A 26173-nucleotide genomic window follows, 5' to 3' on the forward strand; every position below is an offset into this window, starting at 1 on the left:
CAGCCGCTACCAAGGCGACTCGCCTTGGTAGCGGCTGAGGGCGGTGTGGATCTTGCATGGATGTACTTGCAGGCGCTCCTAGCGGCGCGTGGGCAGGATCAGGACGTCGTCGGCCTTGACGAAAGCGACGCGGTGGCCGAACTGGATCTGCACGTAGCGGGTCTTGCCACGGACCACCTGGTGCTGGGCCGGGTCGAACGTCACCGCGCGGTAGTACTCCGAGCCGGTCACCTGAGCGACCGAGTAACGCTGCCCCTCGGGCAGCGAGTACTGCAACGGCACGATGTCCTGCACCGGCACGCCATCGGGGTATGCCGCGGGTTCCGGGTAGGCCCGGCCGTACACCGGCACCGGCCCCTTGCCGGGCACCGCGACCGCCATCTTGCCCATGGCGGCGTGCGCGGCGGGAGCGCTGCGCGGGTTGTGGAACCAGCCCTTCTGCCCGAGGTACCAGACGGCGGTCCACTCACCGCGGACCTCGGCGACGGCGTACTGCTGCCCGGTCTCCATCCGGCTGCCGATGTCGGATACCCGCATCGTGGCGGGCGATCCGTCGGGGCGCAGGCCGATGTCGGAGAGCAGCGGGGCGTCGGCACTGGGTTCGGTGTGCAGCACGACCGAGCCGGAACCGCGTGCGGGACAGAGCTCCAAAGGAGCATCCCGGTCACAGCCGAAGAAGGCGGGCTGGTTGGCCTCGAACCTGGGCGCGATCGTCACGAGCTGTGTGTCCGCCGCGACCGGTCTGCCCTGCAACGGGGCGCCGAGCAACTCGAAGTAGTGTGCCCAGTTCCAGTAGGGGCCCGGGTCCCAGTGCATGCCGGCGACCCGATCCGGAGTGGTGCCCGGGATGTTGTCGTGGCCGAGGATGTGTCCGCGATCCAGCGGGATGTCGTGCAGGTCGGCCAGATATCGCACCAGTTTCGCCGAAGTGCGGTACATCGCCTCGGTGTACCAGGTGCCCTTGGCGGCGAAGCCCTCGTGCTCCAGTCCGACCGACTTCGCGTTGACGTACCAGTTGCCCGCGTGCCAGCCGACGTCCTTGGTCTTGATGTGCTGCGCGATGTGCCCGTCGGCGGATCGGAGCGAGTAGTGCCAGCTGACGTAGGTGGGGTCCTGCACCAGATCCAGAACGGTGTCCCAGTAACCCTCGGTGTCGTGAATGATGATGTAGTCGACGTCCTGGCTCTCGGGGCGCTGTGCCTTGTCATGATTGCCGTAGTCGTCGCCGTCGAGTCGTTGGTACGGCGCAGGAATCCACTCGCAGGAGATCGTCGGCGGACATTCCACATCGGACTTTCCGGTGTCGCGGAGTCCGAGTTCCGCCAGTTGCTCCTTTTCGGGGGCCAGACCGGGCTGTGCCGCGAGCCGGACCTGCTGGCCGTCATCGGTGACCCGCTGCTCGCCCGAGGTGATCACCCCGAACACCTCGTCGGCGAAAGCGGCCGCAGCGGCGGTGTCCGAGCCCCCGCTGTAGCGCGCCACCGCGCCGTACCAGTCCTCGGCACCGCCGGACCTCGGCTGCTCGCCGAGTTCGCGCTGGTAGTGCGCGAGGACAGCGGCGCCACCACGGATGTTCGCGGCCGGGTCGGCGCGCAGCGTGTCGGTGGCGATGCCGGTGAGGTCGGCCGCGAGGTCGATCGTCTGCAGCGCCTCGACCGGTTCGGCGGGCTCCGGTTCGGCCGGGTGGAGGACGTCGCGGGCGTCGTCGCCGCGGGGGTCCTCCTTGCCGTCGTCGTGATGGGTACCCGCGCCGGCCGTGCGCAGATCGGTCAGGTGCATCGGCCCGTACCCGGCGCTCGTACTGGGCGTGCCCGCGTTGTGGTCCCACCGCGATTGCAGGTAGGAGACGCCGAGCAACACCTCCTCCGGAACGCCGAACTCCGCAGCCGCCGCGCTGAAGGCCTGCTGGCGGTGCTGGTCAGGGGCCGCGGCGCCGGCGCCGGACGGGACCGCCAGCGCGAGGCCCGCGCTGACCGCGGTGATCGACAGTGCGACGAGGGCACGACGCGTCGTGCGGGAACCAAGGGACATGGCGACCCTCTCGATGGGAGCAAGGAGAGTCAGAACCTAACAAAGAACATATGGGTCGCGTAAGAAATATGCCTCGTTCGGCGGCGCGACCGAGGTCGGGTCGCGCCGCCGAACGAGACGTGTTCAGGCCGGGTCGACCTCGGTGAGCCCGGGGCGGCGGTCGGCCACGACGAACGACGCACGGGTCCGGACCGGGGAACCCGGCTCGGTCACCTTGTCGAGCACACGGAAGTCCGCCCGCAGGTCGTTGCGGGTGATCCGGGTGCGCACGTACCCGCGCTGCTGGTTGAAGAACTTGATGTGCGGATTGCGCTGCAGGTTGGGGTCGGTCGAGGGGTCGGAGTCCTTGCCGTTGCCGCCGGAGGTGATGGACGTGGTGACCAGCTCGGTGCCGACGCAGGCACTGTCCGGGTCGGTGTAGTCGGCCTTGAGCTCGTTGGCCCAGTGTGTGTGCACATCACCGGTCAACACCACCGGATTACGTACGCCGCCCTCGATCCAGCCCTGGGTGATCCGCTCCCGCGATCCCTGGTAGCCGTCCCAGCCATCCATGCTCCTTGCGCCGGAGGCGCTGAGCCGCTGGGCGAAGAACACCTGCTGGCCGAGGATGTCCCAGCGGGCCCTGGATGCACGGAAGTTGCGCAGCAGCCAGGCCTCCTGCTCGTCTCCGGTCAGGGTGCGGGCCGGGTTGGCGGCGTCTTCGCAGACCTTCCAGCCGTCGTCGCAGGCCTGGTCGTCGCGGTGCTGCCGCGTGTCGAGCATGTGGAAATTGGCGAGTGAGCCCCAGGAGACCTTGCGGTACAGCTGGATCTCCGACCCGGACGGCTTGCTGCGCCTGCGCAGCGGCATGTTCTCGTAGTAGGCACGGAAGGCGTTGGCCCTGCGCTGGATGAAGTCCGGCTGCGGGATGTGCGGCTTCTCGTAGATGTCACCCGCCCAGTTGTTGTCCACCTCGTGGTCGTCGGGAACGACCAGCCACGGGGCCACCGCGTGTGCGGCGCGCAGGTCCGCGTCGCTGCGGTACTGGGCGTAGCGCTGCCGGTAGTTGGCGAGTGACTCGGTCTCCGGGCCGGAGTGGTCACGCACGTTGCCGTCGGGGGAGATGTAGACCTGCGGTTTGTACTCGTAGACGTAGTCCCCGAGGTGCAGCACCAGGTCGGGTTCGTCGGCGGCGAGGTGGCGGTACGCGGTGAACCAGCCGTGCTCGAACTGCGAGCAGGAGGCGAAGCTCATCGCGAGGCCGGAGCCGAACACGCCGATCAGCGGGGCCGTGCGCGTGCGGCCGGTCTCGGAGACGTGCCTGCCGACGCGGAAGCGGTAGAAGTACTCCCAGCCGGGGAGCAGGCCCGCGACCTCGGCGTGCACGGCGAAACCGTGGTCGGGCCCGGTGCGCTCGTGCCCACGGCGCACTACCTTGCGGAACCGCTCGTCCAGTGCCAGTTCCCAGTGCACCTCGACGTTCCGGGAACCCATCCCGCCGAAGCCGTCCTCGGCGAGGGGGTCGGTGGCGAGGCGGGTCCACAGTACGACGCTGTGCTGGTCGGGGTCACCGGAGGCGACTCCGAGGGTGAACGGGTCACCGGCGGGTGTTCTCCCCGTGCCCGAACCCGCGGCCGGGGTGGCGGCGGCGAACGAGCCGGTCAGCCCGGTGGCGACAGCGGCTGCGCCGACGGCCGCGCTCCCGGCGAGCACGTGACGGCGTGAGGTCGTCCTGGGTGTGTTGTCACCTGATTCGGTCACGGAAAAGCTCCCCATGGTGGTCGAGTCAGTCAGATCTAGGACAGCCTGCGACGCCGTCATGGCTACCGCCCCCCGATCAAGTGAGCGCCCGGTGAACTTTCCCGCCGGTTCCCCTGGCCGCGCGCAGGTGAGAGGAAGTGCGTTTAGCGGGCTAAATGCACTTCCGGGGTCGGGGACGGCACGCGGTGTGGCGGCGCTGAGATGGTCTTGGGGGACCCTGGTTGCGCGGCTAGCACTCACGTCGCTAGAGTGCTAATTGCACGGCACCAAACACGCCCCGGCACCCGCGACGGCGGGGGTGGTAGGCGCCGTAACCGTGAGACGACGGGCTTGCGGGTTCCGACCGAGCGTATGCGAGCGAGGATTCCGCAGGTCCTGAATCGAGCACTGCAATCAGTTACGTACCTGCCGACGCTTTCGACGACCCGTGGAGGTCAACCCGGTGAGCGTGAACATCAAGCCGCTCGAGGACAAGATTGTTGTCCAGACGAGCGAGGCCGAGGAGACGACGGCTTCCGGTCTCGTCATCCCCGACACTGCGAAGGAAAAGCCCCAGGAGGGCAAGGTCCTGGCCGTAGGCCCGGGCCGCATCGACGACAAGGGCAACCGCGTCCCGGTGGACGTCAAGGAAGGCGACGTCGTCATCTACTCGAAGTACGGCGGCACCGAGGTCAAGTACAACGGTGAGGACTACTTGATCCTGTCCGCCCGCGACGTGCTGGCCGTCATCAACTGACGATCGGCATCAGCGTCGAACGCCCCGGAGTCCCGCATAGCCGGGGACCGGGGCGTTTCGTCGTCCAACCCCGAAAGGTAAGCGGAACAGGCTATGCCTAAGCAGATCAATTTCGACGAGGACGCTCGTCGCGCGCTCGAGCGCGGGGTGAACCAGCTGGCCGACGCGGTCAAGGTCACCCTCGGCCCGCGCGGCAGGCACGTCGTGCTGGACAAGAAGTTCGGTGGGCCGACCATCACCCTCGACGGTGTCACGGTCGCCCGCGAGATCGAACTCGACGACCCGTACGAGAACCTGGGCGCCCAGCTCGTGAAGAGCGTCGCCACCAAGACCAACGACGTCGCCGGTGACGGCACCACCACGGCGACCGTGCTGGCGCAGTCGCTGGTCAAGGTCGGCCTGCGCAACGTCGCGGCCGGCGCGAACCCGGCCGCCCTCGGCCGGGGGATCGAGGAGGCCGCCGAGAAGGTCGTCGAGATCCTCAAGGAGAAGGCGACCCCGGTCAAGGGCCGTGACAACATCGCCCAGGTCGGCACTGTCACCTCGCGTGACGCCACCATTGGCGCCCTGCTCGGCGAGGCTGTCGAGCGGGTCGGCGAGGACGGCGTGATCACCGTGGAGGAGTCCTCCACGCTGGCCACGGACCTCGAGATCACCGAGGGTGTCCAATTCGACAAGGGCTACCTCTCGGCGCACTTCGCGACCAACCCGGAGGAGCAGCGGGCGATCCTCGAGGACGCCTACATCCTGCTGTGCCGGGAGAAGGTCTCGGCGCTGGCCGACCTGCTCCCTGTGCTGGAGAAGGTCGTCGAGGCCAAGAAGCCGCTGCTGATCATCGCCGAGGACGTCGACGGCGAGGCGCTGTCCACCCTCGTGGTGAACTCGCTGCGCAAGACGATCAGCGCCGTCGCGGTGAAGGCACCGTTCTTCGGTGACCGCCGCAAGGCGTTCCTGGACGACCTCGCGGTCGTCACCGGCGCCGAGGTCATCTCCGCGGAGGTCGGCCGGAAGCTGTCCGAGACCGGTCTCGAGTCGCTGGGCCGCGCCCGCCGCATCGAGATCACCAAGGACGTCACCACGATTGTCGACGGTGCGGGCACCAAGGCGGACCTCGAGTCCCGGATCGCGCAGATTCGCAGGGAGATCGAGAGCACCGACTCCGACTGGGACCGGGAGAAGCTGCAGGAGCGCCTCGCCAAGCTGGGCGGCGGTGTCGCGGTCATCAAGGTCGGCGCGGCCACCGAGACCGAGCTGAACGAGCGCAAGCACCGCATCGAGGACGCGGTGGCGGCCACCAAGGCCGCGGTCGAGGAGGGCATCGTGCCCGGCGGCGGTTCGGCGCTGGTGCACGCGGTCAAGGAGCTCGACGACTTCGCCAAGGAGCGCACCGGTGACGAGGCGCTCGGCGTGATCATCGTCCGCGACGCGCTCACCGCGCCGCTGCATTGGATCGCCAGCAACGCCGGCTACGAGGGCGCGGTCATCGTGTCCAAGGTCAAGGAGCAGAACTGGGGCCAGGGCTTCAACGCGGCCACCGGTGAACTGACCGACCTGCTCGCCGCGGGCATCGTCGACCCCGTGAAGGTCACCCGCTCCGCGGTGGCCAATGCGGCCTCGATCGCCCGGCTGGTGCTCACCACGGAGGCCTCCGTGGTGGACAAGCCCGCCGAGGACGACGAGGGTGCCGGCCAGGGTCACGGCCACTCGCACTGACGAACACCAGCACGACCCGAACGGGCCGGCACTTCCACGAGGAAGTGTCGGCCCGTTCATTTTGTCCGTTTCGTGCAGCTCCGTCCCGTTCGCTGGGGGCCGGGAAGTGCGTTTAGCCCGCTAAACGCACTTCTCAGGCCGTGAAGCCGCCGTCGACGGTGATCGACGTGCCGGTCACGTAGCGGGCTCCCGGACCGGCTAGGTAGGCGACCGCCGCGGCGATGTCGGCGGGCTGCGCGAACCGGCCGAGTGGGATGTCGGCCAGCTGACTCGGTGCCGTTGGCCCGTCGGCCGGGTTCATCTCGGTGTCCGTCGAACCGGGGTGCACGACGTTCGCGGTGATGCCGCGCGGCCCGAGGTCCCTGGCCAGCCCCTTGCTCAGCCCAGTCAGTGCCGACTTGCTCGCCGAGTACAGGCTCAGGCCGGGAAATGCCGCCCGATCGGCCAGGTCGCTGCCGATGCTGATGATCCTGCCGTCCGGCTGTGCACCCGCGGTCATGTGTCGCACGGCCGCCTTCGCCGCCACGAGTACTGATCCCACATGGATCGCCAGTGTCCGGTCGATCAGTTCTGGGGTCAGGTCGTCGATCGGCAGGGCCGGGAAGATTCCGGCGTTGTTCACCAGGATGTCCAACCCGCCGAAGGTCGCCGCCGTCGTGTCCACGGCGGCCGTCACCGCTGCGGCGTCCGCGCTGTCCGCCTGGACCGCCAGCGCCTTGCGCCCGAGTCCTTCGATCTCGCCGACCACTCCGGCCGCGCGTTCTGCCGCCGACTCGTACGTGATCGCGACGTGGGCGCCCTCGCGTGCCAGCCGTGCCGCGATCGCCGCGCCGATTCCCCGGCTGCCCCCGGTCACCAGAGCCACCTTGCCGTCCAGTTCGGACATCTCAAACCCCTTTTCTGTATCGGTCGATACATAATTGGAGCGCGACACGCCCTGAGTCAAGCACTTTTGTGTCGATCGATATAGAATGCGAGTCATGTCACCCCGAGGACGGCCACGTGCATTCGACCGCGAGGCCGCACTGGTCCGCGCCATGCACGTGTTCTGGGAACGCGGTTACGAGGGAACCTCGCTCGCCGACCTCACCGCGGCGATGGGGATCAACTCGCCGAGCCTCTACGCGGCGTTCGGCGGCAAGGAGGCGCTCTTCCGCGAGACCGTGCGGCTCTACGGCAACACGCACGGCGGCAAGACGACGCGCGCCCTCCGCGAGCAGCCGACCGCGCGGGCCGCGGTCGACGCCATGCTGCGGTCCAACGCCGAGACGTACGCCGATCCCGACCTGCCCAGCGGCTGCATGATCGTGCTGTCGGCCACCAACTACACCCCGAGCAACGAGGGAGTTCGTGACTTCCTCGCCGAGATGCGCAAGGACGGCATCGACGACCTGCGGCAGCGGCTCAAGCAGGGAATCGCCGACGGTGATCTGCCCGCGCACGCCGATGTCGAGGGCATGGCCGCGTTCTACGGCACGGTGCTACACGGGCTGTCCATCCAGGCGAGGGACAGCGCGTCCATCGACGAGCTGATTGGGGTCATCGATACCGCCATGGCGTGCTGGGATCGCTTCGCCGGCGCGGAGACAGGTGCTGCCGAACGCTGAACGGGGTGGCACCGAAAGGCGCCACCCCGTTCAGTCCCCTGCCGTGGTTCTGCTGTGCTACCTGCTCGCGTCAACTGCCTGCCAAGGTCAGCGCCCGCTTGCCGGACTTGATGATGTTCTCGCGTTCCGATTCCGACAGTCCGCCCCAGATGCCGTACGGCTCGTGTACAGCCAGCGCGTGGCTGCGGCACATTTCCAGTACTGGGCAGGCTTGACAGATCGCTTTTGCCCTCGCTTCCCGCCTTGCTCTTGCAGGCCCCCGCTCCCCGTCCGGATGGAAGAAGGACCCGCTGTCCATCCCCCTGCATGACCCCTCGAGTTGCCAGTCCCACACATCCGCGTTCGGGCCAGGGAGTCTGCGCGTGTCTGCCATCGTGACCGCCTCCGCTGTCCGGCTCCATCAGCGCCGGACTCTGCAGTTGTTTGGTGCGACTCTGCGGACGGAACGTGTCAACGTCAGGTTCGGAGTTGGGCCCTCATCTCCCGATCCGCCCCCCCTGCCGTTGAGCCGCCCGTCCGCTACTCCATTCGGTGCAACGGGCGTAACGTTAGAACCGCGCCAAGAGTTGTTCAAGAGGATCCTGACGATTCAACCGTTAGGCTTCCCCCGGATGTGTGAGCAGGCTGGAGACCCGAGGTTGCCGGTATGGGGCCAGGCCGGGATATTGGGCGGCGTGGGATCCGAGTCTGGCTCAGGTCACGCAGCCGGCGATAGGCCGGCTGCGCGGGCTCCCACTTCAACCATCGGCATCTCGACCGCGCCGACCCGCGCAAGCGCACCGGTTGACTCCCCGGAACCCACGCTGCCGGTCGCCTCGGTCGCCCGGCGCCTCGGTGTCGCTCCCTCGACCCTGCGCACCTGGGACCGGCGCTACGGGCTCGGGCCGAGCCGGCACACCGACGGCCGTCACCGGCGCTACGGCTCCGCCGACATCGGCAGACTGGAACTGATGCAGCGGGCCCTGTTGCGTGGCGCTTCGACAGCCGAGGCGGCGCGATACGCCCTGCAACGGATGCCGAAGGCACCACCGGACGCCACGCCGCGTCCGGCCGCTCCCGCACCGCCGCCGACCATGTCGCTGCGGATCGACACCCCGGACGGCGCCGTCGTGCTACCCGCCGAGGAACCTCCCGGTGCCGCCGAGGACGGCGGCATTTTCGGCCCGTCCAGGTTCGCGCGCAGGCTCAGCGCCGCGGCGCTGGCCATGGACGTGCACGGGGTGCAGCGTCTGCTCGCCGAGGCCATCACCGAGGACGGACCGCTCTACGCCTGGGAGGAGGTCATCCATCCGGTGCTCTCCGCGCTCGGTGGACGTGGCAGGTCCACTGGTGACTCCACGGGTGCCGCGGTGGAGCACATGCTCGGCGAATCCGCCTTGGCGGCACTGATCAGGGCGACTCCCGTGCTCGCTGCGCCCAGGAACCGGCGCCCGATCCTGCTCGGCTGCGTACCCGAGGAACGTCAGGGGCTGCCACTGCACGTGCTGGCCGCGGGACTCGCCGGGCGCGGACTGTTCAGTCAGGTGCTGGGGCCCGCGCAGCCCGCCGACGTGCTGGCGGTCGCGATCCGCAGGGTGCTGCCGTCCGCGGTCGTGCTCTGGGCGCAGCGCGGCAGTGCGGCCGATCCACGGCTGTTCACCAGGCTTTCCAGGGGACGGCAGCGCAGCAGGATGTTCGCCTCCGGCCCGGGCTGGGATCCGGCCCGTCTCCCGCCGAAGGTCGAGTTTCTCGGCGAGCCGCCGGCTGCCGTGGAACGCATCGAGTACGTCCTGCTCGGCACGGGATGACGGCCACCGGAGAATCCGGCCGGATCACCGAAGACCGACTGCGGCGCGTGGCCTTCGGTGATCAGCCCTCGATCGACGAGCGTGTCCTGGCGGCCGCGGCTCGGGGTGCGGCCCGTAGCCGCTGGCTCGCGGCAGTCGTCCTCGGTGCGCAAGGGCGTTATGCCGCGGCCGCGACCCTGCTCGGCGAGTTGATCCGCACCGATCCGCCGCTGGTTGGCGGCCTCGCGTGCGCCACACTCGCCGCGCACAGACGGCAACTGGGCGGGCATGCGGCGGCGCTGCCGCTCGACGGCGCGGCCCTGCTCCGTGCGGGGCGGGCCGACGCGGCGGACTCGTGGGACCCGGACGGGATCGACCTGGCGGGTGCTCGCGCGGACGCACTGCTCGGTCTGGCGGCCGACAACCTCGCACTCGGCAGGCCCGATGTGAGCCGGCGGCTGCTCGCCGCCGCCGATCCGGACCGCGCCGGTTGGCGCGGGCGGGTCCGGGCAGGCTGGGTACGCGCCGAGGTCGAACTCGTCTGCGGAAATCCCGGCGCCGCTGTGCCGCCGGCGGAGGCGTCCGCGCAACTCGCCGCGGCCAGGACCGCCGTGCGGCACGGGGTGAAATCGGACCTGGTGCTGGCGGCCGCGCTCGCCGCGACGGGCGAGACCGCCGCCCGGCAGCGGGCCGCCGAACTGGCCGACGGCGCGGCGGCGGTCGCCGGACGCCATGGTCTGCGCTCGTTGGCGTGGCCCGCAGGCCTCATCGCGGCGGATCTCGAGCCCACCGACGCCGAGCGGCATCGCTCTCAGGTTACTGACGAGTTATACGCTGTGTTACTGGCGACTGACCCAGCCGGACGTCGTCTCGCCCGCGAATCTCCTTGGGTACCGTGGTGACTGTGTTTCCTGCGTCACACGGCCGATACCGACATCCGGGCGAGGCTTTCTCAAAAAAAGCCACCGGATCGTGTCAAGGTTCCGCCCAAAGCGTCCGATAGGGATAGGGAATGTCACCCGGCTGCAGGAAGGAAACCCCGTGACGACGGTCTTGATCTGCGACGACCGACGCAGTGTTCGCGAAGGGCTCACCCGCGTGATGTCTGCCGTCCCCGGCGTCAGTCGCATCGACTGTGTAGCGCACGGTGACGAGTTGCTTGCCCGGTACTCCCGGCAGCCGGTAGATGTCGTGCTGGTCGGCACCCAGCGCGCGGTGCCGACCGGCGTCGAGGCGACACGTCGCCTTGTGTCCGCGAACCCGCAGGCGAATGTCATCGTGTTCGGCGCGCCGGACGACGCGGGCAGCATCGCGGCCGCGATCGCCGGTGGCGCTCGCGGCTACCTGCGTTGGGACGCCTCGCGTCCCGAACTCGTCGCCGCGCTCGCGCACACGCTGGCCAGCACCTCCGTACCCGCACCCCGACAGCCCTCCGACCCTGGTGTGCAGCTCACCGAGCGCGAGCTCCAGGTACTGCGCGGGATGAGCCAGGGCAAGAGCAACGGCCAGATCGGCCGCGAGCTCTACCTCTCGGAGGACACCGTGAAGACCCACGCCCGCAGGCTGTTCCGCAAGCTGGGCGTGCGCGACCGGGCGCAGGCCGTTGCCCACGGCTTCCGCCGCGGTCTCGTCTCCTGAACTTCCGAGTAGTTCCGGCAGCCTGATCGGCATGGAGGCACCAGTTCTGGTGCCTCCATGCCGGTTTCGTATGCCTGTCTGCAAGTTTTGTTGAACTTTCGAGAACAAGGAGTAAGCTCCGGAGTCCGCGTCGAACCGAGACGCGCCGGCGCCGACCGTGAGCTAGTGCCGGCAGAGCCGGAAGGTACGGTAGGTATCACCGGCGTGAGGGATGTTCTTGGCCGCACGCCGGCCTCTTTGCACGCCTACACGTAACACCGGGACTGTTGTCTGCGATGGCCAATGTGGGGGATGGACTGGACGAGCCAGTCGCCGCCGCTGTCGAGGGTGAACCTCAGGCAGTTGAGCGGCTGCTGGCCGCTATCCGTCCCCTCGTGGTGCGGTACTGCCGCGCCAGGGTCGGAAGACAGGAACGTTCGTTTGCTTCGGCTGACGATGTCGCGCAGGAGGTGTGTCTCGCGGTGCTTACGGCATTGCCCTCGTACCGTGATCAGGGCCGCCCTTTCCTGGCCTTCGTCTACGGCATCGCTCAGCACAAGGTGGCCGACGCCCATCGGGCGGCCGCACGCAACCGGTCCGAACCGGTGGCCGAGGTACCTGACGAGATCGAGGTCGGGATCGGCCCCGAGCAGCGCGCCCTGCAGGGCGAGTTGAACGAGCACATGTCGCAGTTGCTCCGGGTCCTGCCCGACAAACAGCGAGAGATCGTGGTGTTGCGTGTGGTCGTCGGACTCTCCGCGGAGGAGACCGCGGAGGCGGTCGGATCGACTCCGGGTGCGGTAAGGGTCGCCCAGCACCGTGCACTCGCCAGGCTTCGCAAGGTGCTCGCCGCTGAGGAGGTGGTCTGAGTGACGGAACGGGATGACCAGCGCACACGCGCATTCGACGCTACGCCCGATACGGAGTCTGATGAGAGTGCGCCCGTCACAGGCCGGTTCACGGTGAGCGACAACGATCCCTCCGGCACTGCCGTGTCCAACGGCTCCGGTACTCCGGTCGAGGACGAGTACTCCACGCCCCCGGATCTCTCCCTGGTCCAGGCGGATGACGCGCTGCTCGACGCGCTCGGCGGTTCCGACCCCAAGGTGGCCGACGGCTTCGGTGACCAGGAACTCAACGCCCTGCTGCTCGCCTGGCGCAGGGATATCGACAGTGAGCCGTTCCCGGACCTGATGGACGCCGACGAGGCGGCGACCACCGTCCGCACGGCGACCCTGGCGAAGCGGCACGCGGCAGGCGGCCGCAGGCGCAGGATGCTGGTGCCGGTGGCAGCGGCCGCGGCGGTGCTGGCGATCGCCTTCACCGGCAGTGGCCTCGCGGCGCGTGACGCACAGCCCGGGGACACGTTGTGGGGGCTCACCAAGGTCCTCTACGCCGACCACGCCCGGTCCGTCGAGGCCGCGGCCGCGGTGCGGATCGACCTGCAGCAGGCTCAGCTGGCGATCACCCAGGGCCGGTTCGACGAGGCCAGGCAGGCTCTCGAGCAGGCGCGGCTGTCGCTGGGCGAGGTGGCGGCCGAGGACAACGCCGATGTGTTGCGTGCCCAGCACCTGGAGCTCTCCCTCCGGCTGAACGAGCCGGAGACACCGAGCAAGGAGACACCGAAGAAGCCGTCGGAGCCGGGGGTCACCCAGAGCCCGCCGCCGGACGAGACGACCAGTGGTGGTTCCACGCCGACGCCGACTCCGGCTCCGGAGTTGCCGCCGGGCACGACCACGAACCCGCCGCCGTCCTCCACGTCCTCGTCGCCGCCGCCGTCGACGACCCAGTCCGGTGACGGCACCGGGACCGAAAGTCAATCCGGCAGCAGCCCGCGAAGTGATACCGACTCCGACGGTGCCCAGCCGGTCGCGCCAGCGGCACCCTGATCCGCCGCGGTGACACAGCGCACGAAAAGGGGCGCGTGACCCCAGGGGTCACGCGCCCTTCTTCGTGAGTTCGGCCTCAGTATGCGCTCTCGGTCGCGGTCACTCCGTCGGCGAATCCGCGGCAGTAGTCCCAGCTGACGTAGTCGGACGGGTTGGGATCGAACGCGGGCTCGTGCGGCCGCATCCGGCCGTCGGCGAGCAGTTGCTCGAGACTGGCGCGCAGCAAGTGCCAGTCGTGATAGTGCGGTTGGTCACATTCGCCGCAGTCCACCACGATCCCACGCACCCCTCGCGGAGCCAGAAGAGCCTGGTAGACCGCCAGATCGGAGAGATCGGCGAGCAGTTCGGCGCGCTCGTCGGCGCTGATGGGTTCGCCCGGCTCGTCGTCCAGGGCAGCGATCTCCCTGGCCGGGTCGTCCGGGTCGTTGGCGAAGGGGTCTGGGGGCAACACGTCGTGCGGCACGGCCTGCACGGTACCCGGCGGCCCCCGGGGTACGTCCAGATACCATCGATAACAACCCCGAGCAGTACCTGTCCACGTCGAGGAAGGCCAACCGCCAGTCATGACGAGCGAGTTCACCGCCGCAGTTCCCGACAAGTTCGCCATGCTCGGACTCACCTTCGACGACGTGCTACTCCTGCCCGCCGAGTCGGACGTGATGCCGAGTTCGGTGGACACCGCCACCCGCCTCTCCCGCAACGTCACGCTCCGGGTTCCGTTGATCAGTGCCGCGATGGACACCGTGACCGAGGCCCGCATGGCCATCGCCATGGCGCGCCAGGGCGGCATGGGCGTGCTGCAGCGCAACCTCCCCATCGAGGAGCAGGCGGCGGCCGTCGAGGTGGTGAAGCGGTCCGAGGCCGGCATGGTGACCGACCCGGTGACCTGCTCGCCGGACGACACGCTCGCCGAGGTCGACGCGCTCTGCGCCCGCTTCCGCATCTCCGGTGTTCCGGTCACCGACGCGGCCGGACTCTTGGTCGGCATCATCACCAACCGGGACATGCGCTTCGAGGTCGATCACAGTCGTCAGGTCAGCGAGGTGATGACGAAGACCCCGCTGGTGACGGCACAGGTCGGCGTCACGGCCGACGTCGCACTCGGCCTGCTGCGCAGGCACAAGATCGAGAAGCTGCCGATCGTCGACGGCGCGGGCAAGCTGCGCGGGCTCATCACCGTCAAGGACTTCGTCAAGACCGAGCAGTACCCGAGCGCCACGAAGGACCCCGACGGCAGGCTGCTGGTCGGCGCGGCCGTCGGTGTCGGCGCGGACGGGCACCAGCGGTCGATGGCGCTGGTCGACGCGGGTGTGGACGTGCTGATGGTGGACACCGCGCACGGGCACTCCAGGGCCGTGGTGGACACCGTGGCGCTGCTGAAGAAGGAACTGGGCGACACGGTGGACGTGGTCGGCGGGAACGTGGCCACCCGGGCGGGTGCTCAGGCGCTCGTGGACGCCGGCGCCGACGGTGTGAAGGTCGGTGTGGGTCCCGGCTCGATCTGCACGACGAGGATCGTGGCCGGTGTCGGCGTACCGCAGATCTCGGCGATCTACGAGGCGGACCAGGCGTGCAGGCCCGCGGGTGTGCCGGTGATCGGCGACGGCGGCATCCAGTACTCCGGGGACATCGCCAAGGCGATCGCGGCGGGTGCGTCCAGCGTCATGCTCGGCAGCCTGCTCGCGGGAACCGCCGAGTCGCCCGGTGACCTGATCCTGGTCAACGGCAAGCAGTACAAGACCTACCGGGGCATGGGCTCGCTCGGCGCGATGCAGGGGCAGGGCGAGCGCAAGTCGTACTCCAAGGACCGCTACGCGCAGGACGACGTGCTGTCCGAGGACAAGCTGGTGCCGGAGGGCATCGAGGGCCGGATCCCGTTCCGGGGCCCGCTGGCCACCGTCGTGCACCAGCTGGTCGGCGGGCTGCGGATGGGCATGGGCTACGCGGGTGCGCAGACCATCTCCGAGCTGCAGCGGGCGCAGCTGGTCCGGATCACCGCGGCGGGTCTCAAGGAAAGCCACCCGCACGACATCACCATGACCGTCGAGGCGCCGAACTACACGTCACGCTGACCTGCAGTTAGCGGGCTAAATGCACTTTTGAGGGCGGTGGGCGGCCGCGATCGGGCGATGACGACAATGGTGCGCGGCAGTGCAGGGTGGCGAGAAGGGACTTGACGTGCGTGATCTGGTCGAGATCGGCATGGGGCGTACCGCGCGGAGGGCGTACCAGCTCGACGACATCGAGATCGTGCCCTCCCGGCGCACGCGCTCGTCCGGCAATGTCTCCACCGCGTGGCAGATCGACGCCTACCGGTTCGACCTGCCGCTGGTGACGCACCCGACCGACGCGATCGTCTCGCCGGACACCGCGGTGGCGGTCGGGCAGCTCGGTGGGCTCGGCGTGCTCAACGCCGAGGGCATCTGGGCCCGGCACGAGGATGCCGAGGGCGCGCTCGCCCGGATCACCGACGCCGCCGAACGCAGCCTCGCCGACGACGACCCGACCGCGCTCGTGCGGCTGCTGCAGGAGTTGCACGCGGCCCCGCTGCGGATGGACCTGGTCAGCAAGGCCATCCAGACCGTGCGCGACTCCGGGGTGACGGTCGCGGCGCGGGTGAGCCCGCAGCACGCCGCGGAGTTGACGCCGGACCTGCTCGCTGCCGGGGTGGAGATCCTCGTCGTGCAGGGCACCATCGTCTCGGCCGAGCACGTGGTGACGGACTCGCCCGACGTGGAGCCACTCAATCTCAAGGAGTTCATCGCCGATCTCGACGTGCCGGTGGTCGCCGGCGGTGTGAGCGACTACCGCACGGCGATGCACCTGATGCGTACCGGTGCCGCCGGCGTGATCGTCGGGCACGGTGCCAGTCCCGGGGTCACCAGCACGGACCGGGTGCTGGGGATCGGGGTGCCGATGGCGACGGCGATCATCGACGCGGCCGCGGCCCGACGCGACTACCTGGACGAGACGGGTGGCCGGTACGTGCACGTCCTCGCCGACGGTGGGGTGAGCGTGTCCGGCGACATCGCCAAGGCGATCGCCTGCGGTGCGGACGCGGTGATGCTCGGTGCTCCGCTCGCCGCCGCGGGCGAGGCGCCCGGCAAGGGCCTGTACTGGACTTCGGCCGCGGCGCACCCGTCGCTGCCGCGCTCACGGGTGGCCGCGGGGCCGGAGTACACCGTGGACCTGAAGACGCTGCTGTTCGGCCCGTCCACGGACGCCGAGGGTGTGGTGAACCTTTTCGGCGCCCTGCGCAGGGCAATGGCCAAGACCGGGTACTCCGACCTGAAGGAGTTCCAGAAAGTCGGTCTCAGCATCCGCGGCTGACTCCTGTGCGGCGCTTTCCTCAGAGCGCGGTGCTGTGAACTCGCGGGTAACTTACCCCTGGTCAGGAGTTAACCCCCGGGTTACGCTTTATCTGTGACTGCGCGTAACACCACCACGGGCCAGGACAGTACGGAACACGACTACGACGTGGTCGTGGTCGGCAGCGGGTTCGGTGGCAGCGTCGCCGCCCTTCGCCTGACCGAGAAGGGCTACCGCGTCGCGGTGATCGAGGCGGGCAGGCGTTTCGCCGACGACGAGTTCGCCAAAACGTCCTGGGACCTGCGTCGCTACCTGTGGGCGCCGCAGCTCGGCTGCTTCGGCATTCAGCGCATCCACATGCTCAAGGACGTCATGGTGCTGGCCGGTTCCGGCGTCGGCGGCGGGTCGCTGGTGTACGCGAACACGCTCTACCGGCCGCTCAAGCCGTTCTATCAGGATCGGCAGTGGGCACACATCACCGACTGGGAGTCCGAACTCGCGCCGCATTACGACCAGGCCAGCCGCATGCTCGGGATCGTCACGAATCCCACGGTCACCCCGTCGGACGAGGTCATGCGGAAGGTCGCGGCGGACATGGGCGTCGCCGAGTCCTACCACCCGACCCCCGTGGGTGTGTACTTCGGCAAGCCGGGGCAGCAGTCCGCCGACCCCTACTTCGGCGGGGTCGGGCCCGCTCGCACCGGCTGCACCGAGTGCGGCTCGTGCATGACCGGCTGCCGGGTCGGTGCGAAGAACACACTGGTCAAGAACTATCTGTACCTGGCGGAGCAAGGTGGGGCGAAGGTCATCCCGCTGACCACCGTGACCGCGCTGCGTCCGCGCGGCGACGGCTCGTTCGAAGTCGACATCCGCAAGACCGGCACCACCTCCCGGCGCTTCACCCACACCCTCACCGCGGGCCAGGTCGTGCTCGCCGCCGGTACGTGGGGAACACAGAACCTCCTGCACTCCATGCGCGACAGTGGGACCCTGCCGCGGCTCTCCGACCGCCTCGGGGAACTGACCAGGACCAACTCCGAGGCCATCATCGGCGCGGGCCGGCCCAAGGTCGACCCCGAGCACGACTACAGCCGGGGCGTCGCGATCACCTCGTCGATCCACCCCGACGAGATCACCCACATCGAGCCGGTCCGCTACGGCAAGGGCAGCAACGCGATGAGCCTGCTGCAGACCATCGCGACCGAGGGCGACTCCGGGGTGCCGCGCTGGCGCCAGGCGCTGCGGTTCATGGTCCGGCACCCGGTGCAGACCATGACCCTGCTCAACGGGCGCCGCTGGAGCGAGCGGACGGTGATCCTGCTGGTGATGCAGAGCCTGGACAACTCGATCACGACCTACACCAGGCGCGGGTTGTTCGGTCGCCGCCGCTATACCTCGAGGCAGGGGCACGGCGAGCCGAATCCGAGCTTCATCAGGGCCGGGCACGAGGCGAACCTGCGCACCGCGGAGCACATCGGTGGCGTCGCGGGCGGGACCTGGGGTGAGATCTTCAACATCCCGCTGACCGCGCACTTCATCGGTGGGGCGCCGATCGCGGAGAGCGCGGAGAAGGGGGTCATCGACCCCTATCACCGCGTCTTCAACTACCCGAACCTTTCCGTGGTGGACGGCACGGCGATCACCGCGAACCTCGGTGTGAACCCGTCGTTGACGATCACCGCGCAGGCCGAGCGGGCGTTCTCGTACTGGCCGAACAAGGGCGAGGTGGACCCACGGCCCTCGCAGGCCGCGGGCTACGTCCGCCTCGATCCGATCCCCCCGAAGAACCCCGCGGTCCCGGCGCACGCCCCCGGTGCCCTCCCGGCTCGCTGACCTGCAGTTAGCGGGCTAAATGCACTTTTCCAGTGGGGGGCGCCGGTGAGGCCGGTGGCGCGTTCCACGCTCGGGCCGGTGCCTGTCCTCGGTGTGCACCCGGTTCGCTGACCTGCAGTTAGCGGGCTAAATGCATTTTCTAGAGGGGGACGCCGGTGAGGACGGTGACCCGCTCCACCGTCAGGTCGCGCATGGCGGGGAGGACGCCTTCGCGGCCGACGCCGGAGCCCTTCACGCCGCCGTAGGGCATCTGGTCGGCCCGGTACGAGGGCACGTCGCCGACGATGACGCCGCCGACGTCGAGGGTCGCGGCCGCCTCGAACGCCAGGCGCACGTCCCTGGTGAAGATGCCGGCCTGCAGGCCGTAGTCGGAGTCGTTCACCGCCGCGAACGCGTCCTGCGCCGAATCGACCACGGACACCGCAAGCACCGGGCCGAACACCTCCTCGGCCCACACCTTCGCCGAAGCCGGGACGTCGGCGAGCAGCGTCGGCTGCACGGTCGCGCCGTCCCGGGCGCCGCCGACCAGCAGCGTCGCCCCGGCCTGGACGGCCTCGTCGACCCAGGACACGACCCGCTCCGCCGCGGCCTCGTCCACCACCGGCCCGACCGACACGGTGGTGTCGTACGGGTCCCCGGTCGCCTGCCCGCGCACCGCGGCCTCCAGCTTCGGCAGGAACTCCCCGGCGATCTCGCGTTCGACGATCACCCGCTGCACGGCGATGCAGGACTGACCCGCCTGGTAGTTGCCGAAGGTGGCGATCCGCTCCGCCGCGCCCTCGAGATCCGGCCAGTCGGCGAGCACCACGGCGGCGGCGTTGCCGCCGAGTTCCAGCACCACGTGCTTGCGTGGGGCGGCGTCCGTGAGCGACCAGCCGACCGGACCGGAGCCGGTGAACGACACCACGGGCAGCCGCGGATCGCGCACCAGTCCGGCGGTCTCCTCGTTGCCGAGGGGAAGCACCGAGAACGCTCCCTCGGGCAGGTCGGTCTCGGCGAGGATCTCACCCAGGATCAGCGCCGACAGCGGGGTCCGCGGCGCGGGCTTGATCACGATCGGGGCGCCGACCGCCAGCGCGGGAGCCACCTTGTGCGCGACCAGGTTCAGCGGGAAGTTGAACGGCGCGATGCCCAGCACGGGTCCGCGCGGGACGCGGGTCACCAGCGCGAGGCGCTCCTCGCCCGCGGGGTCACTGTCCAGGCGCTGCATCTCGCCGTTGAACCGGCGCGCCTCCTCCGCGGCGATCCGGAACACCGAGATCGCCCGGCTCACCTCGGCCTCGGCCCAGCGCAGCGGCTTGCCGTTCTCCGCGGTGATCACCTCGGCGATCTCGTCGGCCCGGGCCGCCAGCCCCCTGCTGACGTGCTCGAGCGCGGCTGCCCTGCTGTGCGCCGGTGCCCGGCGGAACTCCGCGGCGACGGCCGCCGCCGCGGCGACCGCGCGCTCCACCTGCTCCGCACCGGGAACGGCCACGGTGGCCACCTCGCTGCCGTCGAACGGATGGGTGACGACGAGGGTCCCCTCGCCCTGCTCGGCATGACCGGCGATCCAGGCTGGCCGGGGTTCCGGCGTGATCGTGTCCATGCCAGCACGGTATTCGGCCGGGGTGGTGCGCGCATGAACAAATCCGGTCCGGGCAGGTCGGCCACGAGGCTGGGAACTCGACCTGGGACGATGAGCCCGCCCGGTCGTGTTGAGCAGGAGGTTCGCGGTGGCTAGTGCCGACTCCGCGGTAGGAAGTGCAACTGGAGAGGCAGGGGCGCCCGAGGGCCCCGTGCTGGTCGTGGACTACGGCGCGCAGTACGCGCAGCTGATCGCGCGGCGCGTGCGTGAAGCGCAGGTGTACTCGGAGGTCGTGCCGCACACGGCCGACGCGGGCGAGATCCTCGGCAGGAAGCCGTCGGCGATCATCCTCTCCGGCGGCCCGGCCAGTGTGTACGCCGAAGGCGCGCCTGCGATCGATTCCGCGCTGGTCGAGTCCGGTGTGCCGGTCTTCGGCATCTGCTACGGCTTCCAACTCCTCGCCGGCGCGCTCGGTGGCACAGTCGAGCACACTGGCGCGCGCGAGTACGGCCGCACCGACGTGCGCATCACCGGGGAAGGTGGTGTCCTGCACGGGGAATTGCCCGCACGGCACCCGGTGTGGATGAGCCACGGCGACAGCGTCACCAAGGCCCCCGAAGGAGCGACGGTCACCGCGACCACCGACGGTGCCCCGGTGGCCGGTTTCGAGAACCGGGAACGTCGTTTCGCCGGGGTCCAGTACCACCCCGAGGTCGCGCACTCCCCGCACGGCCAGGAGGTCCTGCGTCGTTTCCTGCACGACATCGCCGGTATCCGGCCACAGTGGACCACCGCGTCCATCGTCGAGGACCAGGTCGCCCGCATTCGCCAGCAGATCGGTGCGGGCAGGGCGATCTGTGGCCTGTCCGGCGGAGTGGACTCGGCCGTGGCCGCCGCACTGGTGCAGCGGGCCATCGGTGACCGGCTGACGTGTGTCTTCGTGGACCACGGTCTGCTGCGGGCGGGGGAGCGGACGCAGGTCGAACGTGACTTCGTGGCGGCGACCGGGGTGAACCTGGTCACCGTCGACGCCCGCGAGCGCTTCCTGGACGCGCTGGCCGGGTTCAGCGACCCGGAGGAGAAGCGCAAGATCATCGGCCGGGAGTTCATCCGGGTGTTCGAGCAGGCCGAGCGCGACCTCAAGGCGCAGGGCGACTACCGCTTCCTGGTGCAGGGCACCCTCTACCCGGACGTCGTCGAGTCCGGCGGCGGGACGGGCACCTCGAACATCAAGAGTCACCACAACGTCGGCGGGCTGCCGGACGACCTGCAGTTCGAACTGGTCGAACCGCTGCGCCTGCTGTTCAAGGACGAGGTCCGACGGGTGGGTCTCGAGCTGGGACTGCCCGAGACGATCGTGCACCGTCAGCCGTTCCCCGGCCCCGGCCTCGGCATCCGGATCATCGGTGAGGTGACCGCCGACCGGCTGGAGATCCTGCGCGCGGCTGACGCGATCGCCCGCGAGGAGCTGACCGCGGCCGGCCTGGACCGTGACATCTGGCAGTGCCCCGTTGTGCTGCTCGCCGACGTCCGCAGCGTGGGCGTGCAGGGCGACGGCCGCACCTACGGCCATCCGGTGGTGTTGCGACCGGTGTCCAGTGAGGACGCCATGACCGCAGACTGGACCCGCCTGCCCTACGACGTGCTCGAGCGCATCTCCACCCGCATCACGAACGAGGTGGCGGAGGTGAACCGGGTGGTGCTCGATGTGACGAGCAAGCCACCCGGCACGATTGAGTGGGAGTGAGCACACCGACCTGGGGGTAAAGGCGTATGTGGATCTTGATCGGGCTCCTGCTGATCGCGGCGGGCGTGGGCGGGTTCTTCTACATGCAGCACACCAAGCGTGAACTGCACGCGATGATCGGCACGGACACGCTGACGATCCCGCAGCTGGAGGACCTGCGCCGCATTTCGGACGACCTGGGTGCCAGGGGGGGCTTCCGGAAGGTCGCCGAGGTGGTGGGGACCGCGCACCCGCGGCCGGAGGGGGCGCTGGTCTCCGAGGTCAGCAAGAGCGAGTGCGTCTGGTACCGCTACCGCATCGATCGGCAGTACGAGCACGTCGAGTACCGCGACGGCAGGCGCTACCGCAGCAAGCGCACGGAGAAGGTCGTCGAGCACACCTCGGCGGAGGGGTACGCGCTCATCGACGAGCAGGGCCGCACCATCGGCGTTGATCCGAACGGGACCAATCCGGACGGGGTCGAGCAGTCGGTGAACCGGTTCGAGCCCCACCACGGTGGCGGCGGGCACTCCGAACTGTTCGGCATCCGGCTGCCCGCGGTGCTCGGTGGCGGGCGCGACTCGACGCTCGGGTACGAGTACAAGGAGTGGCTGATCCGTCCCGGCCGCAGGATGTACATCCTCGGTGAGGTGCACGACAAGATCGGCCCGCTGGTCATCGGCAAGCCGGAGCAGGGAGGGCACTTCCTGATCTCCACCCGCACCGAGGACGAGTTGCGGGCCGACCGCGTCCAGCGGCACAAGTTCCTCGCCGTCGGCGTGATCGTCGCCGTCGTCGGCGGCATCGCGGCCGTCATCGGCGGTCTCGTGAGCTGATCGGCCTGGCCACGACACGAAGCGGCCCCGGGGCGGGAACCCCGGGGCCGCTTCGTCGAGTGGTGTGCGGGCCTCAACAGCCCTTGCGTCCGCCGCGCATCGACGCGCCGAGCATCAGGACGCCGACCAGTACCGCGCCGCCCGCCAGGATCCATCGCAGGTCGAACGACGGCAGCCAGCTGTCGCCGTCGGAGAGGACGTAGGCCGAGATCAGCAGGGTGGCGACACCGGCCACCAGGGTGAACAGGTCCACCCCGCGCCGTGTGGGCTGCTCAGGAGCAGCCGGCTCGTCGTAGTCGTACGGGTTCGACGTGTCCGATTCAGCCACGGTGCACCTCAACATTTCCGGTCGTGGTCTGGACGTGCAGGGAGATGTTCAGGCCGCCCGGCCCGTCGCTGCCGACGTCGGTGCCGGTCACCGGGTCGTTGCCCACCCCGGATCGCTGCAGGCCGAGGCACTCGATGTTGCCGATGCCGTTCTCGCAGGTGAAGGTGACGTCCGCCGTCTCGGGCACGAGCACCGAACTGTTTCCCGCGCCGGTGCGGACCACAGTGCTCACCGCGCCGTTGTCCGGCAGGTTCCGCAGGTCCAGGTCGATGTTGCCGAGGCTGCGCTCGTAGACCGGCTGCACTGCGGCGATGGTGCGGGGCGCTTCGGTCAACTCGCCGACGCCCCCTCGGAAGTCGTTGACCGGTGCCGAGGTGAGGAGCAGCCCGACGATCGACAGGGGGATCGCGAGGCCGACCAGACCGCGTCCGCCACGGGCGAAGGAACCCGCCACCATGCCGATGCCCAGCACACCGAGCACCAGCCCGACGACGTGCTGCGGGGTGAACCAGGGTTCGCCCTCGGCGACCAGTACGGCGCCGACACCGGCGACCACCAGGGCGATGGCGAACGTGAAGAGCCCGATCTTGGATCGCGGTGCCCGGGGTGCGGGCGGCTGCGGGGACGGCGGTGGTGTGTACGGGTCGGCCTGGGCGTCCGGCAGGTCCCAGGCCAGCGGGGCGGCACCCAGCGGATCCCAGGCGGGCGGGCCCGTGCCCGAACCTGACGCAGGCGCCGACACGGACGCCGCGGTGAACGATGCGGACTGCTCCTGCCAGTCCGTGCCCACCGGTCCCGCGACTCCACGCGGGGCAGGACGGTTCAGGTGACCCCGGCCGCGGTGCAGCAGGTAGAGCGCCGCGATCAGCAGGGCGAGCCAGATGAAGCCCCCACCGTCGAACCAGCCGCCGCCGGAGAACATCCAGCTGGCGGCCGGGAGCAGCGCGAGGCACAGAACGACGGTGAGCGCGGTGGAGGTGGAACTGCGACCGCGGCCGATCAGTCCCTCGATAGGCGCGACCTCGTCGCGCTCGTCCGCGAAGAACAGCCAGCCGAGGATGTAGAACATCAGCCCGACACCGCCGAACATGGTCGCCACGACCAGCGCCACCCGAACCACCACGGGATCGATGCCGTACCTGTTGCCGACAGCTGCGGCCACACCGGCGATCTTGCGTCCGTGTTGCGGCCTGCGCGGTCTGCTCGCCCAGAAGTCCTTCACGGTGTCCTCGATGCCGCCCTGGGCAGGCGGACCCGAGCCCTGCGTTCCTGTCGCACCACTCATGTCATCGAGCATGCGTGACGCGGTCGACGCGCACATCGGGGAACTCCCCTGAGGTTTGCCGCCCCCCGGGTCAGGGTGACCGGATCAGGGGTTTCCCTGATGAAACGGCCACATGGGCGTGCGAGCATGGATGACGTGCAGGAACAGGCGACAGAAGAGGCAACGGCCTCCCCGACCGGCGCTGCCCGCACGCCGTCGCAGCCCGAGCAGGCGGACGGGGCCGTGCAGCCTGCCACCGGCACCGCGCTCACCGAGCCGCCCAAGATGTACCGGCGTCGTTCGGGGCGGGTGCTCGCCGGTGTCGCCAGCGGGCTCGCCGACCATCTCGGTGTCAAGGTGTTCTGGGTCCGGGTGGTGTTCGCCGTGCTGGCCGGGCTCGGGGGAGCCGGGCTGTTCGCGTACGGACTGCTGTGGGTGTTCGCACCGCAGCGGCCGAGCGAGGAGGAGCGGCAAGGCGACTCGCCCAAGGAACGCCAGCAGGCGTTCGGGCTGCTGGCGCTGGGTCTGGGGCTCGCCGTGGCCAGCGGAGCCATCGCCGGAGTCTTCAGCGGCTGGGCCGCGATCCCGATCGCCGTGGTCATCGTCGGTGCCGCGGTGGTGTGGCGGGAGGCCGACGAGTCACAGCGGCGCCGCTGGCGAGACGGGGCGAAGTCGGGGGTCGCGGGTGCCGTCGTCGGCGGCGGTGGCTGGTCGGCCGCGGTCCGGGTGCTCGCCGGAGTGGCCCTGGTGATGACCGGCATCGGTGTCGTGGTGCTGCGCAGCGGAAGCCTCGACCAGGTGCAGTTCGCCCTGATCGCGGTGCTGGCCACACTCGTCGGCGTCGCCGTGCTCACCGTGCCGTTCTGGTTGCGGCTCGTCGGGGATCTCGGTGAGGAACGCAGGGCGCGTATCCGGACCGAGGAACGCGCGGAGATCGCGGCGCACCTGCACGACTCGGTGCTGCAGACACTGGCGTTGATCCAGAAGCAGGCCGAGTCGCCCCGCGAGGTCGCCCGGCTCGCCCGCGGGCAGGAACGGGAGCTCCGTGGCTGGCTGTACGGCCCGTCGGGCTACGGCAAGCCGAAGGACGGCTCGGGCGAGCAGGCCGGTGGCCGGTTCTCTGCCGTGCTCGCGGCGGCCTGCGGAGAGGTGGAGGACGCCTTCGCGGTGTCGGTCCAGCAGGTTGTCGTGGGGGAGGCCGAGCTCGACGAGCCGCTGACCGCACTGGTGTACGCGGCCAGGGAGGCTATCGTGAACGCGGCCAAGCATGCGGGTGTGGACGAGGTGAGCGTCTACGCGGAGGTCGAGCCCGCCGCGGTGACCGTGTTCGTGCGGGACAGGGGCAAGGGGTTCGATCCGGACACCGTTCCGGGTGACCGGCACGGCCTCGCGGACTCGATCCGGGGCAGGATGGAACGCAACGGCGGATCGTGCCGGTTGCGCACGGCGCCAGGAGAGGGCACCGAGGTGCAGTTGGAGATGCCGTTGAAGATCGGCAAGGCGACCGCGTCGAGCGAGGGAGCATCGTGACGGAGAACGAGCAGGGGCGAGCGCCGGTCTCGGTGTTCCTGGTGGACGACCATGCGCTGTTCCGCGCCGGAGTCCGCACCGAGCTGGAGTCGATCACCGACGAGGTGCGCGTGGTCGGCGAGGCCGGGTCGGTGGCCGAGGCCGCCGCGGGGATCACGCGAACCCGGCCGCAGGTGGTCCTGCTGGACGTGCACATGCCGGACGGCGGGGGAGCCGAGGTCCTGCGGCGTGTCCGTACCGAACTGCCGGACGTGGTGTTCCTCGCGCTCTCGGTGTCGGACGCGGCCGAGGATGTCATCGCGGTCATCCGTGCGGGCGCCCGCGGCTATGTCACGAAAACCATTTCGTCGAAGGAACTCGTCCGCGCGGTGGTTCGGGTGTCCGACGGTGACGCCGTGTTCTCGCCGCGCCTGGCGGGGTTCGTGCTGGACGCGTTCGCGGACCGTCCGGGGTCCGCGCCGATCAGCGATCCGGAACTGGACCTGCTCACCCCGCGCGAACGTGACGTGCTCCGCCTGCTGGCCCGCGGCTACGCCTACAAGGAGATCGCGTCGGAGCTGTTCATCTCGGTCAAGACCGTGGAGACGCACGTGTCGAGCGTCCTGCGTAAGACGCAGTTGTCCAACCGCTACGAACTCTCCCGCTGGGCGTCGGACCGCAGGCTGGTCTGACGGCGCCGGAGTG

The 26173-nt window shown here is 69.6% G+C and carries 23 protein-coding genes; 15 read left to right on the plus strand and 8 right to left on the minus strand.

Annotation, left to right across the window (positions count from 1 at the left end):
• Nucleotides 1–78 precede the first annotated feature (78 nt).
• Complete coding sequence (locus tag BM199_RS15015) at nucleotides 79–2031, minus strand: N-acetylmuramoyl-L-alanine amidase (RefSeq protein WP_091673833.1); 1953 nt, start codon at nucleotides 2029–2031, stop codon at nucleotides 79–81.
• 123 nt (nucleotides 2032–2154) lie between these two features.
• Entirely contained in the window at nucleotides 2155–3771 is a 1617-nt protein-coding gene (locus BM199_RS15020) for an alkaline phosphatase D family protein (protein ID WP_245788375.1), read from the minus strand.
• Nucleotides 3772–4213: 442 nt separating this feature from the next.
• Here BM199_RS15020 and groES point away from each other — a divergent pair, with 442 nt between their 5' ends.
• Both groES and groL read left to right on the plus strand, forming a co-directional pair.
• Entirely contained in the window at nucleotides 4214–4507 is a 294-nt protein-coding gene (groES, locus tag BM199_RS15025) for a co-chaperone GroES (RefSeq protein ID WP_026360373.1), read from the plus strand.
• A gap of 93 nt (nucleotides 4508–4600) precedes the next feature.
• Nucleotides 4601–6220 carry a chaperonin GroEL gene (groL, locus tag BM199_RS15030; protein ID WP_091673835.1) on the plus strand — a complete coding sequence of 540 codons (1620 nt, stop codon included), beginning with the start codon at nucleotides 4601–4603 and terminating at the stop codon, nucleotides 6218–6220.
• A gap of 133 nt (nucleotides 6221–6353) precedes the next feature.
• On the opposite strand, the gene BM199_RS15035 is transcribed toward groL, so the two are convergent.
• Nucleotides 6354–7106 carry an SDR family NAD(P)-dependent oxidoreductase gene (locus BM199_RS15035; RefSeq protein ID WP_091673836.1) on the minus strand — a complete coding sequence of 251 codons (753 nt, stop codon included), beginning with the start codon at nucleotides 7104–7106 and terminating at the stop codon, nucleotides 6354–6356.
• Between the two features lie 94 nt (nucleotides 7107–7200).
• Here BM199_RS15035 and BM199_RS15040 point away from each other — a divergent pair, with 94 nt between their 5' ends.
• On the plus strand, nucleotides 7201–7827 hold the full coding sequence (locus tag BM199_RS15040) for a TetR/AcrR family transcriptional regulator (RefSeq protein WP_091673837.1): 627 nt from the start codon (nucleotides 7201–7203) through the stop codon (nucleotides 7825–7827).
• Nucleotides 7828–7897: 70 nt separating this feature from the next.
• Here BM199_RS15040 and BM199_RS15045 read toward each other — a convergent pair whose 3' ends face one another.
• Nucleotides 7898–8200 carry a WhiB family transcriptional regulator gene (locus BM199_RS15045; protein WP_091673838.1) on the minus strand — a complete coding sequence of 101 codons (303 nt, stop codon included), beginning with the start codon at nucleotides 8198–8200 and terminating at the stop codon, nucleotides 7898–7900.
• Nucleotides 8201–8630: 430 nt separating this feature from the next.
• On the opposite strand from BM199_RS15045, the gene BM199_RS15050 reads away from it, so the two are divergent.
• The 5 genes from BM199_RS15050 to BM199_RS15070 all read left to right on the plus strand — a co-directional run bounded on the left by BM199_RS15050 (nucleotide 8631) and on the right by BM199_RS15070 (nucleotide 13099).
• Entirely contained in the window at nucleotides 8631–9614 is a 984-nt protein-coding gene (locus BM199_RS15050; RefSeq protein ID WP_245788386.1) for a MerR family transcriptional regulator, read from the plus strand.
• Nucleotides 9611–10495, plus strand: coding sequence for a hypothetical protein (locus BM199_RS15055; protein ID WP_245788376.1), 885 nt, complete (start codon nucleotides 9611–9613; stop codon nucleotides 10493–10495). The genes BM199_RS15050 and BM199_RS15055 overlap by 4 nt, the downstream gene beginning before the upstream one ends.
• A 139-nt stretch (nucleotides 10496–10634) precedes the next feature.
• A complete protein-coding gene (locus tag BM199_RS15060; RefSeq protein WP_003073605.1) occupies nucleotides 10635–11231 on the plus strand; it encodes a response regulator transcription factor in 597 nt (198 codons plus the stop codon).
• A 275-nt stretch (nucleotides 11232–11506) separates the two neighbouring features.
• Nucleotides 11507–12079: a sigma-70 family RNA polymerase sigma factor gene (locus BM199_RS15065; protein ID WP_091673840.1), complete on the plus strand. Its 573-nt coding sequence runs from the start codon at nucleotides 11507–11509 to the stop codon at nucleotides 12077–12079.
• A 93-nt stretch (nucleotides 12080–12172) separates the two neighbouring features.
• A complete protein-coding gene (locus BM199_RS15070; protein WP_091674000.1) occupies nucleotides 12173–13099 on the plus strand; it encodes an anti-sigma-D factor RsdA in 927 nt (308 codons plus the stop codon).
• A 76-nt stretch (nucleotides 13100–13175) separates the two neighbouring features.
• Here BM199_RS15070 and BM199_RS15075 read toward each other — a convergent pair whose 3' ends face one another.
• Complete coding sequence (locus BM199_RS15075; RefSeq protein ID WP_177242626.1) at nucleotides 13176–13571, minus strand: DUF5319 domain-containing protein; 396 nt, start codon at nucleotides 13569–13571, stop codon at nucleotides 13176–13178.
• Nucleotides 13572–13662: 91 nt separating this feature from the next.
• On the opposite strand from BM199_RS15075, the gene guaB reads away from it, so the two are divergent.
• The 3 genes from guaB to BM199_RS15090 all read left to right on the plus strand — a co-directional run bounded on the left by guaB (nucleotide 13663) and on the right by BM199_RS15090 (nucleotide 18241).
• Nucleotides 13663–15171 (plus strand): IMP dehydrogenase, encoded by a 1509-nt coding sequence (gene guaB, locus BM199_RS15080; protein ID WP_091673841.1) that lies wholly within the window; start codon nucleotides 13663–13665, stop codon nucleotides 15169–15171.
• 106 nt (nucleotides 15172–15277) lie between these two features.
• Nucleotides 15278–16429 (plus strand): GuaB3 family IMP dehydrogenase-related protein, encoded by a 1152-nt coding sequence (locus BM199_RS15085; RefSeq protein ID WP_091674002.1) that lies wholly within the window; start codon nucleotides 15278–15280, stop codon nucleotides 16427–16429.
• A gap of 93 nt (nucleotides 16430–16522) precedes the next feature.
• Nucleotides 16523–18241 carry a GMC family oxidoreductase gene (locus BM199_RS15090; RefSeq protein WP_091673842.1) on the plus strand — a complete coding sequence of 573 codons (1719 nt, stop codon included), beginning with the start codon at nucleotides 16523–16525 and terminating at the stop codon, nucleotides 18239–18241.
• Nucleotides 18242–18380: 139 nt separating this feature from the next.
• On the opposite strand, the gene BM199_RS15095 is transcribed toward BM199_RS15090, so the two are convergent.
• Nucleotides 18381–19826: an aldehyde dehydrogenase family protein gene (locus tag BM199_RS15095; RefSeq protein WP_091673843.1), complete on the minus strand. Its 1446-nt coding sequence runs from the start codon at nucleotides 19824–19826 to the stop codon at nucleotides 18381–18383.
• 127 nt (nucleotides 19827–19953) lie between these two features.
• Between BM199_RS15095 and guaA the strand changes: the two genes are divergently transcribed.
• Both guaA and BM199_RS15105 read left to right on the plus strand, forming a co-directional pair.
• Nucleotides 19954–21552, plus strand: a complete 1599-nt coding sequence (guaA, locus tag BM199_RS15100; protein WP_091673844.1) for a glutamine-hydrolyzing GMP synthase — start codon at nucleotides 19954–19956, stop codon at nucleotides 21550–21552.
• Nucleotides 21553–21578: 26 nt separating this feature from the next.
• A complete protein-coding gene (locus BM199_RS15105; RefSeq protein ID WP_091673845.1) occupies nucleotides 21579–22367 on the plus strand; it encodes an E3 ubiquitin ligase family protein in 789 nt (262 codons plus the stop codon).
• 73 nt (nucleotides 22368–22440) lie between these two features.
• Here BM199_RS15105 and BM199_RS15110 read toward each other — a convergent pair whose 3' ends face one another.
• Both BM199_RS15110 and BM199_RS15115 read right to left on the minus strand, forming a co-directional pair.
• Nucleotides 22441–22710 (minus strand): hypothetical protein, encoded by a 270-nt coding sequence (locus BM199_RS15110; protein WP_091673846.1) that lies wholly within the window; start codon nucleotides 22708–22710, stop codon nucleotides 22441–22443.
• Nucleotides 22688–23980, minus strand: coding sequence for a PspC domain-containing protein (locus tag BM199_RS15115; protein ID WP_091674003.1), 1293 nt, complete (start codon nucleotides 23978–23980; stop codon nucleotides 22688–22690). The genes BM199_RS15110 and BM199_RS15115 overlap by 23 nt, the downstream gene beginning before the upstream one ends.
• Before the next feature lie 126 nt (nucleotides 23981–24106).
• Between BM199_RS15115 and BM199_RS15120 the strand changes: the two genes are divergently transcribed.
• Both BM199_RS15120 and BM199_RS15125 read left to right on the plus strand, forming a co-directional pair.
• On the plus strand, nucleotides 24107–25489 hold the full coding sequence (locus BM199_RS15120; RefSeq protein WP_091673847.1) for an ATP-binding protein: 1383 nt from the start codon (nucleotides 24107–24109) through the stop codon (nucleotides 25487–25489).
• Nucleotides 25486–26160, plus strand: coding sequence for a response regulator (locus BM199_RS15125; RefSeq protein ID WP_091673848.1), 675 nt, complete (start codon nucleotides 25486–25488; stop codon nucleotides 26158–26160). Before BM199_RS15120 ends, BM199_RS15125 begins: the two co-directional genes overlap by 4 nt.
• Nucleotides 26161–26173 lie beyond the last annotated feature (13 nt).

Origin of the sequence: Amycolatopsis marina, from assembly GCF_900111885.1 — a bacterium.
GTDB lineage: Bacteria > Actinomycetota > Actinomycetes > Mycobacteriales > Pseudonocardiaceae > Amycolatopsis > Amycolatopsis marina.